The organism is Paenibacillus phoenicis (assembly GCF_034718895.1).
Taxonomy (GTDB): domain Bacteria; phylum Bacillota; class Bacilli; order Paenibacillales; family Paenibacillaceae; genus Fontibacillus; species Fontibacillus phoenicis.
The window spans coordinates 4,515,018-4,532,315 of record NZ_JAYERP010000001.1 but is presented as its reverse complement, the minus strand read 5'-3'; the positions used below and the strand labels follow the sequence as shown (position 1 = coordinate 4,532,315).

At 55.0% G+C, this 17,298-nt stretch carries 17 protein-coding genes; 7 read left to right on the top strand and 10 right to left on the bottom strand.

Going from position 1 to position 17,298, the window contains the following annotated elements; translation table 11 throughout:
• Window positions 1-4: 4 nt before the first annotated feature.
• Both U9M73_RS21175 and U9M73_RS21170 read left to right on the top strand, forming a co-directional pair.
• A complete protein-coding gene (locus tag U9M73_RS21175) occupies window positions 5-1,108 on the top strand; it encodes a DUF1648 domain-containing protein (protein WP_009226931.1) in 1,104 nt (367 codons plus the stop codon).
• Between the two features lie 35 nt (window positions 1,109-1,143).
• A complete protein-coding gene (locus U9M73_RS21170) occupies window positions 1,144-2,766 on the top strand; it encodes an alpha/beta hydrolase family protein (RefSeq protein ID WP_323078999.1) in 1,623 nt (540 codons plus the stop codon).
• Window positions 2,767-3,673: 907 nt separating this feature from the next.
• Here U9M73_RS21170 and U9M73_RS21165 read toward each other — a convergent pair.
• A complete protein-coding gene (locus U9M73_RS21165) occupies window positions 3,674-4,414 on the bottom strand; it encodes an IclR family transcriptional regulator (protein WP_009227077.1) in 741 nt (246 codons plus the stop codon).
• 238 nt (window positions 4,415-4,652) lie between these two features.
• On the opposite strand from U9M73_RS21165, the gene U9M73_RS21160 reads away from it, so the two are divergent.
• Complete coding sequence (locus U9M73_RS21160; protein WP_009227076.1) at window positions 4,653-5,684, top strand: alpha/beta hydrolase; 1,032 nt, start codon at window positions 4,653-4,655, stop codon at window positions 5,682-5,684.
• 68 nt (window positions 5,685-5,752) lie between these two features.
• The gene (locus U9M73_RS21155) at window positions 5,753-7,195 is read left to right on the top strand and encodes a Fe-Mn family superoxide dismutase (RefSeq protein ID WP_323078997.1); all 1,443 of its coding nucleotides are present in this window, start codon (window positions 5,753-5,755) and stop codon (window positions 7,193-7,195) included.
• 185 nt (window positions 7,196-7,380) lie between these two features.
• On the opposite strand, the gene folE is transcribed toward U9M73_RS21155, so the two are convergent.
• From folE to U9M73_RS21120, 7 genes are all read right to left on the bottom strand, one after another.
• Window positions 7,381-7,974 carry a GTP cyclohydrolase I FolE gene (gene folE, locus U9M73_RS21150; RefSeq protein ID WP_009227074.1) on the bottom strand — a complete coding sequence of 198 codons (594 nt, stop codon included), beginning with the start codon at window positions 7,972-7,974 and terminating at the stop codon, window positions 7,381-7,383.
• Between the two features lie 42 nt (window positions 7,975-8,016).
• Window positions 8,017-8,259 carry a YneF family protein gene (locus tag U9M73_RS21145; protein WP_009227073.1) on the bottom strand — a complete coding sequence of 81 codons (243 nt, stop codon included), beginning with the start codon at window positions 8,257-8,259 and terminating at the stop codon, window positions 8,017-8,019.
• 97 nt (window positions 8,260-8,356) lie between these two features.
• Window positions 8,357-9,391, bottom strand: a complete 1,035-nt coding sequence (locus tag U9M73_RS21140) for an HD-GYP domain-containing protein (protein ID WP_009227072.1) — start codon at window positions 9,389-9,391, stop codon at window positions 8,357-8,359.
• A 27-nt stretch (window positions 9,392-9,418) separates the two neighbouring features.
• Window positions 9,419-10,609: a tRNA epoxyqueuosine(34) reductase QueG gene (gene queG / locus U9M73_RS21135; RefSeq protein ID WP_323078995.1), complete on the bottom strand. Its 1,191-nt coding sequence runs from the start codon at window positions 10,607-10,609 to the stop codon at window positions 9,419-9,421.
• Between the two features lie 53 nt (window positions 10,610-10,662).
• Complete coding sequence (rnhA, locus tag U9M73_RS21130) at window positions 10,663-11,103, bottom strand: ribonuclease HI (protein WP_009227070.1); 441 nt, start codon at window positions 11,101-11,103, stop codon at window positions 10,663-10,665.
• A gap of 24 nt (window positions 11,104-11,127) precedes the next feature.
• A complete protein-coding gene (gene lepB, locus U9M73_RS21125; protein WP_397376628.1) occupies window positions 11,128-11,739 on the bottom strand; it encodes a signal peptidase I in 612 nt (203 codons plus the stop codon).
• Window positions 11,740-11,855: 116 nt separating this feature from the next.
• Window positions 11,856-12,296, bottom strand: coding sequence for a GNAT family N-acetyltransferase (locus tag U9M73_RS21120; RefSeq protein WP_009227068.1), 441 nt, complete (start codon window positions 12,294-12,296; stop codon window positions 11,856-11,858).
• A gap of 355 nt (window positions 12,297-12,651) precedes the next feature.
• On the opposite strand from U9M73_RS21120, the gene U9M73_RS21115 reads away from it, so the two are divergent.
• Window positions 12,652-13,266 carry a superoxide dismutase gene (locus U9M73_RS21115; RefSeq protein ID WP_260071317.1) on the top strand — a complete coding sequence of 205 codons (615 nt, stop codon included), beginning with the start codon at window positions 12,652-12,654 and terminating at the stop codon, window positions 13,264-13,266.
• 35 nt (window positions 13,267-13,301) lie between these two features.
• Window positions 13,302-13,514, top strand: a complete 213-nt coding sequence (locus tag U9M73_RS21110; RefSeq protein WP_260071316.1) for a hypothetical protein — start codon at window positions 13,302-13,304, stop codon at window positions 13,512-13,514.
• Between the two features lie 931 nt (window positions 13,515-14,445).
• On the opposite strand, the gene mutY is transcribed toward U9M73_RS21110, so the two are convergent.
• Window positions 14,446-15,675: an A/G-specific adenine glycosylase gene (mutY, locus tag U9M73_RS21105; RefSeq protein WP_260071315.1), complete on the bottom strand. Its 1,230-nt coding sequence runs from the start codon at window positions 15,673-15,675 to the stop codon at window positions 14,446-14,448.
• 12 nt (window positions 15,676-15,687) lie between these two features.
• Window positions 15,688-16,095, bottom strand: coding sequence for a holo-ACP synthase (acpS, locus tag U9M73_RS21100; RefSeq protein ID WP_260071314.1), 408 nt, complete (start codon window positions 16,093-16,095; stop codon window positions 15,688-15,690).
• A gap of 278 nt (window positions 16,096-16,373) precedes the next feature.
• On the opposite strand from acpS, the gene U9M73_RS21095 reads away from it, so the two are divergent.
• On the top strand, window positions 16,374-17,279 hold the full coding sequence (locus tag U9M73_RS21095) for an AraC family transcriptional regulator (RefSeq protein WP_323078988.1): 906 nt from the start codon (window positions 16,374-16,376) through the stop codon (window positions 17,277-17,279).
• Window positions 17,280-17,298 lie beyond the last annotated feature (19 nt).

Genomic DNA, 17,298 nt, shown 5'->3' with positions numbered 1-17,298 from the left:
CGAAATGCAGCTACTATCTACATTTCTCTTATTGTTGATGTTTTTGCCCTTGCTGGCGTCCTTAGCCTTGATGCCTTATTTAACTCGGGAGACGGTAAGCTTCGGCGTATCCGTTAGCGAGGAGCAATACTGGAGCGAACCGGTGCGGCGGCTGCGCAGGCTGTATGCCTCCATCAGCGGAACCATCTATTCACTCCTGCTGATTGCCTGCTTCGTGAGCCTGTGGAACAAGAATGGCAATGAGCAGGGTATCCTGTTTGCCATTTATCTCGGAGTGGTCCTCGTGATCTCCACGGGACTCCATCTAGCGTTTTACTTCCGGATGAAAAAACTCCGCCCGTCCCTGCCCGCCGCTCCGGACTCTCCGGCCTTGATTGCGGTGGACACCGGGTTTCGCCGGCAAAGGCTGGCATTATCCGGCAAGTGGTTTCTGATCCACGCCGTCATCATTGTCGTAAGTGCAGCCCTGACCCTGAGCCAATACGCGTCTATCCCTGATACGGTCGCAATGAAGTTCGATTTTTCGGGTCAAGTGGTCAGCAGTGCCGCTAAATCTTATCGCATCGTGTTGTTTCCTAACGTGATGCAGATCATCTTAACGTTGCTGTTCTGGTTTGTGAATTGGTCGATCCATCACAGCAAACAACAGCTCCGGACCTCCGATCCAGAGCGCTCGCTCCGTCAAAACGCCGCGTTCCGCCGGAGATGGTCCGTCTTCACAGTAGCCTCATCCTTGGCGTTGATCCTGATGTTTTCGTTCATTCAAGTTAACATGATTCGTCCCATGGATATCAGCGTGATCACGATGGTTAGCCTGGCCGTCCCTGTATTTATTGTATTATTTGCCATGGTGCTGACCTTTACGACAGGCCAAGGCGGCAGCCGAATCGGACGCGGGCGTGTCCCCGGCAATGCAAGCGCCGCGCCGGTTTACGATGACCGTTACTGGAAGCTGGGAGCGATTTACTTTAATCCGCAGGACCCAACTCTTTTTGTGGAGAAAAGAACCGGGATCGGCTGGACGATGAACTTCGCAAATCCGATATCATGGCTCACCCTGCTGGGCATTCTGGTCGTCATCGCCTGGTCTGCCTGGCTTACTAAATAGATGAAGCTCATTTGATATTTAAGGAGGAAAATGAAATGACCCAACGATCCCAACTATTCAAGCATGCCGCCGCTGTTGCACTCACCCTTAGTCTGGCACTTCCGCCAGCATCCGCTCTGGCATCTCAGCAAAGCGCCACTGCGCTCATCCCTGTACGGAAAGCGGCCGAAGACTTTGGCGCGCAAGTAGATTGGCTGCCGGAAAGCCGCAGCATCCTCATCACCAAGGACGGACATAAGCTGGAGCTGACCCTCGATTCGTCGGAAGCGTTGGTGGACGGGAAACGTACTATTTTAGGGGAGCCTGTACGTATAACGAACGGCCGGGCGCTGGTCGATGCCAAATGGCTGGTTGAGGTGTTTGGGGAAAATGAATCGGCGCAGACGGATGCGGAAGCTGCGGACTCCGCCGACTTGTTCCTGAAAGCGCTGCTTGCCGGTAACGGCGCCGAAGCGGCGAAATACGTCAGCGCCTCTGCATCTTCTTACCTTCCGGCTTCCCTGCTGAACCAGCTATGGGCCAATTATGAAGCGGTGTTCGGCAAAGTGGTTGGCACTCCATCCAAGAGTGAAACGTCCAATACCGTCCACCGCAACGTAACGTACGCCTTTCAAACGGCCGCAGTTCCTGTGAACTTAACGCTGCGGCTGAATGCCGCCGGTGAGATCGACGATATGTATATCGCTGCCGCTGCCAGCTCGGCCTACCAAAAGCCTGCCTACGAAGATGCCGCCGCTTATACTGAGCGGGAAGTCACCGTTGGGGAAGGCGCCATGGCCTTGCCGGGCACCTTAACGCTGCCTGTGGGCAACGGCCCGTTCCCTGCCGTTGTGCTGGTGCACGGCTCCGGAACCAACGATCGGGACGAGGCGATCGGCAGCGCCAAGCCGTTCCGTGACCTGGCGGTGGGCCTGGCTGCGCAAGGCATCGCCGTTCTGCGGTACGACAAAGTCACGTACGAGCATACCTTTAAAGTGGCCGCCGATTCGAAGTTTACGCTGAAAAAAGAGACGGTCGACGATGCCCTGAAGGCGGTCGCGTTATTGAAACAGACACCGGAGATCGATGCCTCCCGCATCTTTGTCGTCGGCCATAGCCAAGGCGGTTATGCGATGCCGTTGATCATCGCAGGCGATACCAGCGGCGACATCGCCGGGACAATCTTGCTGTCCGGACCAAGCGGCAAATTCGCCGATGTGTTGGTTGAGCAGCAAGCGGAGCTCGTCAGCCGTGTGAAGGAGCTCGGCCTGGACCCGGCGCCTTACGAGCAGCAAGCTGCGATGTATACGTCGATCGCCGCGATGGTCAACGACCCGCAGTATACGGTTGACCATATGCCGGAGCAATTCCCGACCCAACCGGCGTACTGGTGGTTTGAGCAGAAAAACTACGTGCCGGCCGAGTTCGCCAAGCAGCAATCCGTTCCGATGCTGATCCTGCAAGGCGAGAACGATTGGCAAGTGACGATGAAGCAATTTGAAGGCTGGAAAACCGCGCTGCAAAACCGCAAAGACGTCGCGTTTAAATCGTATCCGCAGGTCAACCACCTGCTGGCCAAAGTGGATGGCCTCTCGATCGGCGCCGAGTACGCCCAACCGTCCAACGTCTCCAAGGAGATCATCGACGATATTGCAGCTTGGGTTCAGGGGATCAAGTAAGCCGCGTTGCACTTATTATGGCGTATATTGGGCCTAATAAGGCCATATATTACCGCTATTCGCAGCGAAGCTTATCTCCGTGAATATATAGCGGTAAAAAGTGGCCTTATCGCGGGCTGCTTCGCCTGTTGTGGCGTTTTTCGAGCCCAATAAGGCCAAAGATTACCGCTATTTGCGGCGAAGCTTCGTCCTTGTGCTCTTATAGCGGTAAAAAGTGGCCTTATCGCGGGCTGCTACGCCTGCCGGGGCGTTCATCGAGCCCAATAAGGCCAAAGATTACCGCTATTTGCGGCGAAGCTTCATCCCCGTGAGTATATAGCGGTAAAAAGTGGCCTTATTGCTGGCTGCTTCGCCTGTTGTGGCGTATATTGGGCCTAATAAGGCCATATATTACCGCTATTCGCAGCGAAGCTTATCTCCGTGAATATATAGCGGTAAAAAGTGGCCTTATCGCGGGCTGCTACGCCTGCCGGGGCGTTCATCGAGCCCAATAAGGCCAAAGATTACCGCTATTTGCGGCGAAGCTTAATCTCCGTGAGTATATAGCGGTAAAAAGTGGCCTTATTGCTGGAAGCTTCGCCTGTTGTGGCGTTTATCGAGCCCAATAAGGCCATATATTACCGCTATTCGCAGCGAAGCTTAATCTCCGTGAGTATATAGCGGTAAAAAGTGGCCTTATTGCTGGAAGCTTCGCCTGTTGTGGCACTGGCGTTGCATAAAGAATTAAAAAAAGGAGCAATGTTGCATTTTTAATAAAATAAAGCACATTTTTTTCAAGCCCTATTGAAGCCATTTCGGAGTTATCGTGATTCCAATAACAACGCAAAAAGCGCCTGCACAGGGTTCCCCCTCGCGCAGGCGTTTTGGCCATGCAAGGCATGATGATCGCGGCTGCCGCCAGGCGCGCCTACATCAGCATGCCCATCTCCCGGGCCGCCTCCACCAGGATCGGCCCGTATTCCTCCAGCCGCTGCAGCGTCAAGCGGCTGACCGGCCCCGACACGGACAGGGCGGCTGCAAGCTTCCCTGTCCGGTCAAATATCGGCGCGGAGACGGCGGACGCCCCCGGCTCCCGCTCCTCGTAGCTGGTGGCATATCCCGCCTTGCGGATATCCTCCAGCTGCGCCACATAGGCCGCCTTATCGATCGTCGGCGGCCAGTCCGGGCTGTCCAGCACCGCCTGGAGCACCTCTTCGCCCGAGTAGGCGACGAGCACCTTGCTGGACGCGCCCACGTACAGCGGCAGCCGCGCCCCGACCGGCGCGACCCGGCGGATGGCCTGGTTGCTCTGCACCGCCTGAATCCGTATCCGCTCAATGCCGTCACGTAAATAAAGGCTGACCGTCTCGCCGAGCCGGTCGCGCAGCCGCTCCATCTGCGGCAGCAGCAGCACAGCGGGATCGTCGCTGTGGGACATATGGGTCGACAGCTCCCAGATCTTCAGGCCGAGACGGTACTTCTCCGTAGCAGGATCACGGATCACAAAGCCCCGCTCCTCCAGCGTGGTCAACAAGCGATGGACCGTGCTTTTATGCAGGCCGATTTCGGCGGCGATCTCCGTCAGCCCCAGATCGCTTGCTTTTGTGAAACATCCCAATATATCCAAAGCCCGCTCAACCGCGCGCACCGTCAGCTTCCGGTCTTCCATCCGGCATCCTCCTTAGGTTTCACTATATGAAACTCGGTTACATAAATTATATGAAAGAAGCGAAATTCCGTCAATGAAACACCTTCCATTGACATTCAACAGGGATCGACTTACGATTAAATTCAGGGGAATCGTGTTATTTCGACATTTTCTTCGATCCCCCTCCATTAAAAGCGTTTTCTTCAATTGTAAACAGTCCAAATTTCAATCATATAATCTAGTAATGGGAGGGAAGCGTATGAGCCACACCGGTCGAAATGATCTTCCCTTGCCTCCTTCGGCGTACGTTTCCGGCGATGTTCCCGCGGCAACAGCCCGGCACATCAGCATCAAAAACATTATCATTGCCCTCTTATTATCCGTGCTGTTCTTCCTGATCTTCTGCTTTATCTCGCTGCACGGCTATATCGCCTGGGTGCTCTCCAACCCCAAGGTGGCGCCGCTTTATTCCAATCCGAAGCTGTCTATTAATTTGGATTACCAGAACATCACCTTCCCCGCGGCTGACGGGAGCCGAATGATGCAAGGATGGTATATTCCGGCGGAAGATTCCGTCAAAACGATCGTATTTAGCCATGGGTATGGGGCCAACCGCGAGGAGTACTGGATTCCGATGTATGATCTGGCCAATTTTGCCCATCGTCTGAATTTTAATGTCCTGATGTTTGATTACGGCTTTGCTGCGGAGAACAGCAAGGAGGTCGCCACCGGCGGCAAAAAAGAAGCCCAGCAGCTGCTCGGAGCGATCCAGGTTGCCAAACAACTGGGCAGCCAAGAGATCATCGTCTGGGGCTTCTCCATGGGGGCCGGCACTGCACTGCAAGCCGGTTTAAAAAGCCCGGACATCGACGGCATGATTCTCGACAGCACGTTCCTGCTGGAGCCGGATACGATGTACCACAACATCCGCCAGCACATCGACCTGCCGCGCCATCCGTCGCTGGAGATTATCGGTATGCTGCTTCCGGTGTTAAACGGTACCAGCCTGCGGCAAATTCCGTATACCCAGGTCAAATCGGAAGATTATCCCTTCCCGATCCTGTTCATCCACGGCACCGAGGATGAGAAAGCGCCTTACCCCATCGCTGAGAAACTGGCGGCCAACCAAACGAACCCTATTTCTAGCGTATGGATCGTAGACGGCGCGCATCATGAGTTGATTTTCCGCGAGCATCCGAAGGAATATCTGCGTAAAGTGTCGTTGTTCCTGGGCCAGATCAAGCTCGCCTCCCAAAAAACGAATATTCAAACCGGGTCCGCATCCGAATAGCATAAGCCAACCCTCCTCACCAATAAGCTGGTAGTAATGTACTTCTTATCCCTGAGGAGGTAGGCCGAATGTTGTTTGTATACGGGCCTTTTTTGCCTGTGCGCATATTGGAGGAAATCCGTTTCTGGAAGCAACAAGAAGCGGAGCACACGGAAGTCATTCAGGCGATTGTTCCCCGCCTGGAGGCCGATTACGTTCGGCTGCTGGAGGAATGGAAGCCGATCTTTGAAGGGACGGAGGCCGCAGCTGACAAGCTGCTGCAATACGCCTTGGCCACACCTCACGCCGCCTCGAGTCCAGAGATCATCCGCCAGACGGAACGGCTTCTGCGAGCCTCGTGTCAGCAGTCGCAGGAATTTATCCGCCATCTGGAGTACATGCTGAAGCATAGCGCGGCCGTGAAGTCGGTGCCGCTGGCTCCCGTGGTGCTGCTGCACATCATCCGGGAATCGGCGTATTTCCTTGAGGTGCTTGAGCGGCTGAATCGGCCGGGAGAAATCGCCGGCAGCATGGCCGGAGCGCCGCCGTATCCCGATCCTTACCACGCGGCTGCTGGGCAGCCAATATACCGCGAACAAGCGTCTTTCGACTCGGCCAACGAAGAAGAGCCGCAGGAGTTAACAGCCTTCACCACGTCCGAGCAACTGGACTTGACGGCCGAAACGGACGCAACCACCTCCGCCGAGCAAAACAGAGCGGACGCCTCCGAAGCAGCAAACACGCCCGAGGAGCAAGACGTGCCAGGAGCGGCGGACGTGTCCGAGGCCACCCTTGCAGCAGAAGTCGTGCAGGTGCATGTGCAGGAACAGGATGAGCTCAGCCTCCGCCAAGAACCAGCCGCTGACAACAACGCGGAAGCGATTACGGCGCGCGTACCGGAACACTCCGTCCCGATCGGCGGACATACGCTCCCTCCGCTGCCTTATCCATACAACGCGCTGGAGCCTTACATCGATGAACAGACGATGCGCATTCATCACGACAAGCATCACAAGACGTATGTTGACGATTTGAACAAAGCGGAACTCAAGCTGCAGGAGGCGCGGAAATCCGGCAATTTTGATTTGGTGAAGCATTGGGAGCGGGAGCTGGCCTTTAACGGTGCGGGACATTACCTGCATACGATTTTCTGGGACATTATGAATCCGAAGGGCGGCGGCAAACCGCAAGGCGAGCTGCTGGAGCAGATCAAACGCGATTTCGGCAGCTACGACGCGTTCCATAAACAGTTCTCTGAAGCAGCTGCCAAAGTCGAAGGCGGCGGCTGGGCCATCCTGGTGTGGAGCCCGCGCGCTCACCGGCTGGAGATCCTCACAGCGGAGAAGCACCAGAACCTGTCGCAATGGGACGTCGTTCCGCTGCTGCCGCTGGACGTCTGGGAGCATGCGTATTACCTGAAGCATCAAAACGCACGCGCCAACTACATCAAAGATTGGTGGAACGTCGTCTATTGGCCCGCCGTCGCCAAACGGTACGAAGCCGCGAAAAAACTAAAATGGCAGCCGTTTTAAACGACTGCCATTTTGTTATTATGGTTCACTTTCTTTTGCTCACTTTGAAGAGGATAAGAGCTAGTAACAGAATAATGATGGTGTTATTTAATTGCTGTACAACGTGTCCGTACCAATAATAAGAACTATAAAAAGACCTTTGGTTCACGAGGCTTGTACTCGAAACCAAAGGTCTTTGATAAAGGCTAATCTTTGATGAGCGAAAGGAACTCCGCCCGGGAAGCCGCATCCTTCCGGAAGCTTCCGCGTACGGCCGAGGTCACGGTCTTGCTGCCTGGCTTCTTGACGCCGCGAGAGCACATGCACAGGTGCTCGCCCTCTACGACAACCATCACGCCTTTCGGCTGCAGCACCTCTTCCATGATGTCGGCAATTTGCGAGGTAATCCGCTCCTGCACCTGCAGGCGTCGGGTTACCGCTTCTACCAAACGGGCCAGCTTGCTGAGCCCGGCGATTCGACCGCTTGGAATATATCCGATATGGGCTTTGCCGAAGAAAGGCGCCATATGATGCTCGCATTGACTGTAATAGACGATGTCCTTCACAATGACAAGCTCTTCATGGTTTTCCTCGAAGGTAACTCCCAGCACATCCCGAGGATCGACTTCATACCCGGCAAAAATCTCTTCATACATCCGCGTCACCCGGGCCGGTGTTTCGAGCAGCCCTTCGCGTTTCACGTCTTCCCCGATCAATTTCAGGATTTCCCGAACATGATATTCGATTTGCTCCCGATGATCGCCTACCCGTGTATTGACGTAATCTTTCAATCCGGACATCTTCAGCGCCCCTCCTTTCATAGAGTATGGCGAAACGTTACTTTATTTTCTCTTCTTCGTCGTTCGTCCCGCCCCCGGCAATGGGCCGCCTTGATTCTTCATCAACTGCTGCGCACGCTGCATCTGCTTGCTGTTCAGGTTATACCCCATTTGCTTCGCCATCTTCTGCAGCATTTGCGGGTCGTTTTGCATCTTCGTTAACTGTCTGCGGAGGTAAAAGACCCCGATCACAAAACCGCCAACCAGACCGACGATTAAAGTAATAATTGGAATAACGATATCCATGTTTCAGCCACCCCTGAATCATAATCGTGCTGCCTTTCGCTTGTAAGGCTTGCACACTCCAAATATCATAGCATCCAGCCTCACGCGATTCAAGGATTCACGCCAAAACCGCCTCGATAAACAACGTTGTCTCAGTCGCGAGATCAACCTCATTCACGTCCAGCTCATCGCCGGTGCCCCGCACGATCCGAATAACAGGCCGGCCCGGTAATCCCCGGTGTTGTCTGACCACCACGCCGGTTTCCTTCGTCCCAAGACGAACTGAGGTTCCGTTCGGGTACACGGAGATAATGCGCATAAACTCCACCAGCACCTCGTGGTCCAGCTCCTGTTCCGAGCAAGCCATCAAATGCTCGCAAGCCTCATGCGGCAGCAAGACCCGCCCGTCCTTGCTTGCGCCGCTGATCAAATTGTCGTACATATTCGCGACGGCGACGATACGCGGAAACAGATGGATCTCGTCCCCGGCAATTCCCCGCGGGATTCCTTTGCCGTCCAGACGCTCATGGTGTTGCAATGCCGTATGGGCGATCAACAGATTAAATTCGCGTTTATGGCGGAGCAGCTCGTAACCCCTCCAGGTATGGTGGTTTTTAGGGTCTTTTGGATTGGCTCCTTCCGGCAGTTCCACTGATTTGCCGATATCGTGCAGCAGCGCGCCAATCGCCAAATCCTTGAGTTGGGAATACCCGAGCCCCAAATTCAGTCCAATCATCGAAGAGATCAAGCTGACGTTCACCGCATGAAGATAAGCGGCATTGTCCGCTGTCCGAATGTCGGTGAGCTGCAGCAATACCTCTTTGTTGTTCAACACGTCAGTCAGCAGGGAATCCACGCTCGCGTTGATTTTGCGCGCGCTCCAATCCTTGCCGGAGCGAATAGCCTGCAACGTTTCGGACATTTCCCGGAACATCGCCTGCTTGGTCGCCTCGCTGAGCACATCTTCAATTTCGATATCATCGAATTCCGGATCTTTAATGTATAACATTGTCACACCGATCCGCTTAAGCGTGTTAATCATAAAAACCGTAAGCTGAACCCCTGCCGACAACAACACGGTGCCGTTGGCGGAATACACCGTTTTACCTAAATATTGCCCCGGTTCGATATCCTCGATACTGATGAAACGCATATTTTGTGTTATCCCCCTTGCTGGATATCAGTCTCCGATGGAAGCCTGCAGCTTCTGCTTGGCCGCCCGAAGCCGAACCCGCACTTCTTCCTCCTGCTCGGCGTCAAGCGCCCGGTCGATTGCTTCCTCGGCCTCCTTGCCTCCGATTCGGCTAAGCGCCCAAGCTGCAGTTCCCCTTAGCTCTGGCCGCGGGTCATGAAGCAGTATATCTATTAATTTCGGCACGGAAGCCGAATCTTTGAAGTTGCCAAGCGCGATGACCGCATTGCGTTGGATCGGTTTTTTGCCCCGCCAGGCCGCGGCGCTGTCGCCAAAACGTTCTTTGAACTCACGGTTGCTTAAATCCAGCAATGGCAGCAGCAGAGGCTTAACGGTCTCGGGATCGGGAGCCAGCTCAGGCCGATGATTCCAGGACTTGCCTTTGTTTTTCGGGCAGACAATCTGGCAGGTATCGCAACCATAGAGGCGGTTGCCCATCTTCACCATAAATTCTTCGTCCAGAAACCCTTTGGTTTGCGTCAAAAAAGAAATGCACCGCTGCGCGTTCAACTCACCGGGGCCAACTAACGCTCCCGTCGGGCACGCGTCGATGCATTTGGTGCACTCACCGCAATCCTCCTCCACCGGCGTATCCGGAGGAAACGGCACGTTGGTGATCAGCTCGCCGAGGTAAATCCACGAGCCCCACTTGGGGGAGATGATCGCACAGTTTTTCCCCTTAAAGCCGATCCCTGCCCGGTCCGCCACCGCCCGGTCTACCAATGCCCCGGTATCGACCATACTCTCGATCCGCGCTTCGGGTACGCGCTCGCGGATGAAGGCTTCCAGCTTCGCCATCGCTTCGCGAAGCACCTGATGATAGTCCCGCCCCCAAGCAGAGCGGGCCAAGATGCCCCGCCGCTCGCCGGGCGCTGACTTCGGGGGATTCTCCAGCTTCGACGGATAGGCTACCGCGATGGATATCAATGAAGCCGGCTCCGTAAGCGACAATTCCGGGTACACCCGCTTGTCGAGATCCGGCTCCTCAAAGCCGGATTCATAGCCTTTATCGCGCCGGTCCTGCAAAATCGCCTTCAGCGACAAGAACGGATCCGCGCTGGCAAAGCCGATATCGTCGATCCCGAACTCCGCAGCTGCTTCCTGAATCTCCCGCTTCAGCTGCGCCCAGCGATTGTCTCCTTCCGGTAAACGCGTCATGCCGGTTTCCGCCATAGACATGTGTCCCCCTCCTTCCTGTTCATGTTGCCATAATGGTTGTCTGTTGTATTTTTTTACGAAGATAAACGCTTAATCGCTTCCCGTGCTAACTGGTCGCAATAATTGTTCAGCTCGTTGTCGCTATGTCCTTTGACCTTGATGTACTCCACCTTGTGAATGCCCATGAGCCGCCACAGCTCTTCCCAAAGATCGCGGTTCTCGACGGGCTGGTTCTTGCTGTTCTTCCAACCGTTCTTGAGCCAGCCGCGAATCCAGTTCTGCTGAAAGCAGTTGACCACGTAAGCGGAGTCGCTGTATACCTTAACTTGACAAGGCTCCTTTAATTGACTAAGCGCCGAAATGACCGCCTGGATTTCCATGCGGTTGTTGGTGGTCATTTTTTCGCCGCCGGACAGGTCCTTCCGATGCCCGTTAAACATCAGCACCGCGCCCCATCCCCCTGGACCGGGATTCCCGGAGCAAGCCCCGTCCGTATAAATCGTCACTTCCTTCACTGTTCATCCTCCCAAGCAAACGGCTTATAAACTACGGATCTTCGTAATCGGCCAAAAAACGAATTCGGCGCGGCCAACGATCCATTTCTCCTTCACGCTGCCAAAATAACGGCTGTCTTTGCTTCGTCCGGCGTGGCGGTTATCGCCCATCACGAAATAATGTCCGGCCTCCAGCTTCAGCTCCGGCATGTCGCCGTCCTCGATTACCGAGTCGGTGTATGGCTCGTCCAACGGCTGCCCGTTAATGAACAGTTGGCCGTCTCGCACTTCAACCGTATCCCCGGGAACCGCCACGATTCGCTTCACCAGAAAAGGCTTCCGGTCGGCATCCACACTAGGATCCTTCAGCACGACGATCTCACCGCGCTTCGGATGATGAAACCGATACACCAGCCTATCCACGAACAGCCGCTCCTGCTCTTCCAGGGTAGGCTGCATCGATTGTCCCTTCACCATTGATAAGTTAAAAACAAATAGGTTTAACAGCAGCATAATGACAAAGGCGATAACGATCGTCTTCAGCATCTCCCACAGTTCTGCGGCCCACCGCGGTTGCGTGGCTTCCGCTTGCAGCTCGTTAGCAGAGCGTTCGGGATCTGACGCTGCCTTTTGCTCCGAATCCATGACCGGTTCCATCCTGCACCTCATCAAAATTAAACAATCTATATAAATAGAAAAGCACATCCTTCACCCATTTGCAACGGATGGAAGATATGCTTCAACATTTCCCATTTCTGTCTTGGGAAGTTTCATCAATTGGATCCCGTCAGCGTCCGGGCTGCGATACCAAGCTTCTGGAAGGCTTCCAAAAACTTGCCTGCCCCATAGCCCATCGCCTCGTAGAGCGGCATGATCGCTTTATTGTGTTCATCTCCGGCGACCATAATCCGACGGACATTCCGCTGCTGGAACCGTTGTTCCATCGCGGTCACAAGGTTGCGGCCGACGCCGCGCCGGCGGTAATCAGGGTGTACGGCCATGCGGTAAATGCATCCCGTATTCTGATCGATCGTCCCGATCAATACCCCTTTGATCTCTTCCTCGACTTCTGCAACCATAATCAGCTCAGAATCCCAAGAAAGTTGTCTGGCAAACGCGCACTTGGTGTCTTCGTAGCAATCCTCCGATAAGGCCAACTGCAATAGCTCCATCACTTGATTTACATCACTCAACTGAAAGGAACGAATAAGCATGCTAAGATCTCCCTTTTCTTCACGCAAGATAGGCCGATGTAAAACATAACCCCCTGATTTACATCAACCGAATATTTGATTCCAGACAAAAACGAGAAAAAAACAGCTTCCTTGTCCATTAAACCATAGATATCTCCCAAATACATCAATTTTCTTATGAAAGCGCTTTGAATTAAGCGGTTACAATTATGAACTTTTACAAACGCCCCTGTTATGACTCACATTTATGCATATATTTTTATGCACTACCAATAATAGGATTGTTATGCGGGTGTTAACGGCGGGGAGCTGATGACTTCCTTAACACTCGGATGACGAAGCGGGATCTTATTATTAACGGGAGGTAAGAACGACCATGGCACATGAATTGCCTGCTTTGCCTTACCCGGCAAACGCACTGGAACCTTATATCGATGAGCAAACGATGATCATCCACCATGATCGGCACCATAACACGTATGTCACCAACTTGAACGCTGCGCTGGAAAGCGCGCCGGAACTGCAGAGCAAAAGCGTGGAGGAGCTGATCTCCAACCTGGATGCCGTTCCGGAGAGCATCCGCACGGCCGTACGCAACAACGGCGGTGGACATGCCAACCACAGCTTGTTCTGGAAGGTCATCGGCCCCGGCGGCGGCGGTGCGCCCACCGGCGCTGTAGCTGCTGCTATCGACAGCGACCTCGGCGGCTTCGATAAATTCAAAGAGGAATTTACCAAAGCGGCGACCACCCGGTTTGGCAGCGGTTGGGCGTGGCTGGTCGTCGGCAAGGACGGCAAGCTCGCGGTCACCAGTACGCCGAACCAGGACAGCCCGCTCTTCGAAGGCTTAACGCCGATTCTTGGCCTGGACGTTTGGGAGCACGCGTATTATTTGAAGTACCAAAACAAACGGCCGGATTACATCGCCGCGTTCTGGAACATCATCAACTGGGACGAAGTGAACCGCCGGTATGAGGCTGCGAAGAAATAACGCTGCGTTCATTACTCACGAAGGAGGATACATCTATGGCAGAGCAAAAGCGTAAATTGACGAATGACCCGGAGGAGCTTCTCGCCGCCAAACACGCCGAGGATGCGCATAAGCAGCAATTCACGAATTTCGCCCACAGCGTCACCGGCGGCGGAGCCACCCCCGACCTCGGCAAAGTCTCGGACGAAGAGCATCGCGAGCCCGATACCCAGAACCACATGAAATCCGTGGAGAACCGTATGATGTAATGGAAAAAAGGAAGGCGCGTGAGATGCGCCTTCCTTTTGTTGTGGTGTGGCGGCCGGATAGCGGTAAAAAGTACCGCTATTTTGTTCACGGATGGGGCTGTGCCGCAAATAGCGGTAATTTAGGGCCTTATCAGACCCGATTAGCGGCTCAACAAGCGTTGGTGCTCGCAATAAGGCCAATTTTTACCGCTATTTACTCCCGGGGACGTGCTTCGCCGCAAATAGCGGTAATTTAGGGCCTTATCGGGCCAGATTAGCGCCTCAACAAGCGTTGGTGTTCGCAATAAGGCCAATTTTTACCGCTATTTACTCCCGGGGACGTGCTTCGCCGCAAATAGCGGTAATTTAGGGCCTTATCGGGCCAGATTAGCGCCTCAACAAGCGTTGGTGCTCGCAATAAGGCCAATTTTTACCGCTATTTACTCCCGGGGACGTGCTTCGCCGCAAATAGCGGTAATTTAGGGCCTTATCGGGCCAGATTAGCGCCTCAACAAGCGTTGGCGCTCGCAATAAGGCCAATTTTTACCGCTATCCTTCTACGAAGACGTCGGCTAGAAGTAGACTTATTGACTTTTGGAGCTATCCTCCTAACGCACCCATCGTGCAAACAAGTTCCCCCTACCTCAAACCGCGCACTTCTATAAAATTAGTTAGTCTCTTACCCTTGTTTCACCGTGCTGTCCAGTCCCTTTAGCGCTCCACATGAACGTTCCATCCTGCACACTTTACAAACAAGCCGCCCAGTGTAATGGACTTCCTCGGCTAGGGGGTGGCCATATGTGAGGGGACTAGCCTACTGGGCAGTATAACGGTAAAAAGTACCGCTATTTTGCTTATGGGGATTGATCTATCCCTTTGATTCAGAACAATATTAACTTATTGCGTGTATCGCGTGCTGTTAGGCACCCTGCTTCCTGGAGGCTTCGGCGCATTAAGCGCCAAAGTACCCATTCAGAATACGCAGGAACACGTTCGGGAACGCCAGGTTATCCATATCTTCCCGAGTGATCCACCGGTACTCGGCTGCGGTGTCATCGGCGGCGGCCCCGGCGTCCGAGGCCTGTGGCCGGGCCGCCGAGTCGGCGCCGCCCGCCGCGTCATACGCCGCGGCGGTCTCGGCCACGGCCGCGGGCCCTACGCCGCGGCCGGCCGCCTCCATTGGAATCTCCGCGTCAAAACGAAACACGCGGAGATTCCAATGGATATGGCTGAACGTGTGCTCCGCGTTCAGCAACGCCCCGCCCGGCCGGGCGGGCACCCCGGCGGCGGCCAGTGCCGCCGCCAGCCGGTCCATCGCCGGGCCGTCGGGGAGGCCGGCGCCTTCGCCCGGCACGGCGTCGGCGGGGATGTGGGGCAGCTCCCACATCCGTGCGAGCAGCCCCGTGTCCGGCCGCCGGCGCACGAGCACGCGGCCGGCCAGCGCCCCGCCGCCTTCGACGAGGGCGGCGAGCCGGTACTCCGGCCGCGGCGGCTTCGCCTTGCTCTTGACCGGCAGGCGCTCCTCCGCGCCTTCGAGCCGGCCGGCGCAGCGGGCCATCACCGGACAGATCAGGCATTGCGGCGACTTAGGCGTGCAGACAAGCGCGCCCAGCTCCATCAAAGCCTGATTAAAATCGGAGGCCCGCCCTTCCGGGATCAGCTCCGCGGCCAGCTCCTCCATGAGGGTGCGTGTCCCAGCCTTCGCGACGTCTTCCTCGATGAGGAAGTAGCGCGACAGCACCCGCATGACGTTACCGTCCACCGCCGGTTCCGGGCGGTTAAAAGCAATGCTCAAGATCGCCCCGGTCGTATACGGGCCAACCCCCTTCAAGGCGGATACCTCCGCCTTGGTATCCGGCACGATCCCTCCGTGCCGCTCCATCACCTGCTTGGCCGCGGCCTGCAGATTGCGGGCCCGCGAATAATAGCCAAGGCCCTCCCAGCATTTCAGCACCTCTTCCTCCGGCGCCTCTGCCAGATCCCGAATCGTCGGAAACCGCTCGATAAACCGCTGAAAATACGGAATCACCGTATCCACACGCGTCTGTTGCAGCATAATTTCCGACACCCAAATATAATAAGGATCGCGATGCCTGCGCCAAGGCAAGTCCCGCTTCGACCGCTCATACCAACTAAGCAGTTCTGTACTGAAAAATACCCGTGTTTCCCTGTTTCCCCGCATCCTGCTCTCCTTCTATTCCACGCGTTCCACCACGGCAAAGGCCGAAGCCAGTTGCCGCTCATGCGTAATGCTAAGATGTATGGTATACCCGCTGCCCTCCGGTCGGCCGACACCAGACAGACCAAGTCGTTCCCAGGCTCCCGGCGTCAGCGTCACAAACGGTTTCCCGTGCGCATCGGGCAAAATCTCGATATCAGTAAAGCTTAGCACCTGACCGATGCCACAGCCAAACGCCTTGCTGACGGCTTCCTTCGCCGCAAACCGCCCCGCCAAGAACTCCGCCGGTCGGGCAGCTTGTCCAGGCAGCTCCAGCTCCGCCACGGTTAAGATCCGCCGGCGCAGCCGTTCGCCGATCGACTTGTTTAACAAGCGCTCCATGCGCTGGATTTCGACGATGTCATGTCCGATTCCGAAAATCAACAGGCAGCCCTTCTTCCTTCAAAAACTTCTCTCCATGCGCCCCGTCCGAGTCAAGCCCATAAACGGTCGCTTCCCCCATTGTAGCAGGGAACGGGGGGAGGCGCGAGTCTTGCCACAGGGATTGACAAATCACCGGCCAAACGGGAGACAAGCGGCACTGCTCCTCCCCTTCCCCTATGCTATGCTGAAGCTAGCTTATCTTCCCAACCGCAAGAATGATCAAGAAGCCAATTTTTCGGTCCGCTATACTTGAACCATAGACCGGTCTGGAGGCAGTTATGAATCAAATCAACACCATTCAAAAAAGCATCGATTATATCGAAGAACGGCTAGGCGAGGAGCTCACGTTGGCTGAGGTGGCCAAGGCGATGTTTTACTCGGAATACCATTTTCATCGCACGTTCCTGTTTTTCGTCGGCGAGACGATGACGTCTTATATCCGAAAGCGCAGATTGTCTCTAGCAGCCGAACTCCTGGCACATTCTGATCTGAAGATAGTCGACATCGCGCTGCGCTGCGGCTTTGGTTCCCATGAGGCCTTTACCCGGGCCTTCCGGAAAATGTACGGAATCCTGCCTACGGAATGCCGCCGCCGCGGCCGCCCGCCATACCTGGTACCCAGGGCCAATCCGCTTCGAGATTTCGTTGCTCAAATTACTTATGATTGGGGAGATTATGTCATGCAATACCGTATTGAACAGATTCCAGCTAAGCGCATCCTGGGTTTCGCAATCCAAACAAAAACGGAGGATGGACAAAATCACAAGGACATTCCAGCGTTCTGGCAAAATTATATGCGTGAACAATGGGGCTCCCGCGTCCCCGGCAAACTCCATCCAAATGTTGAACTCGGCGTCTGCACCGCCCTCGATGAAGACGGCACGTTCCGCTATATCATCGGCTTTGAAGTCGACGAAACAACCGAGGTTCAGGAAGGACTCACCGAGTATCGGGTCCCAGCGCAAACCTATGCGATCTTCACCACTCCGCCAGCAGGTGAAGCCGATTTCTCCTCGTCCATTCAGCAGACATGGGACGAAATCTTTACGAGCTGGTTCCCGACGTCCGGCTACGAGCAAGTGGCTGCGCCCGATTTTGAATGGTATGATGAACGCTGCTGGCCGAAGGAAGGTAAACAGATCGACATTTATATCCCGGTTCAGCCATCCGGAGCAAAGGCGTAACCCCGTTGCCCCACAACAT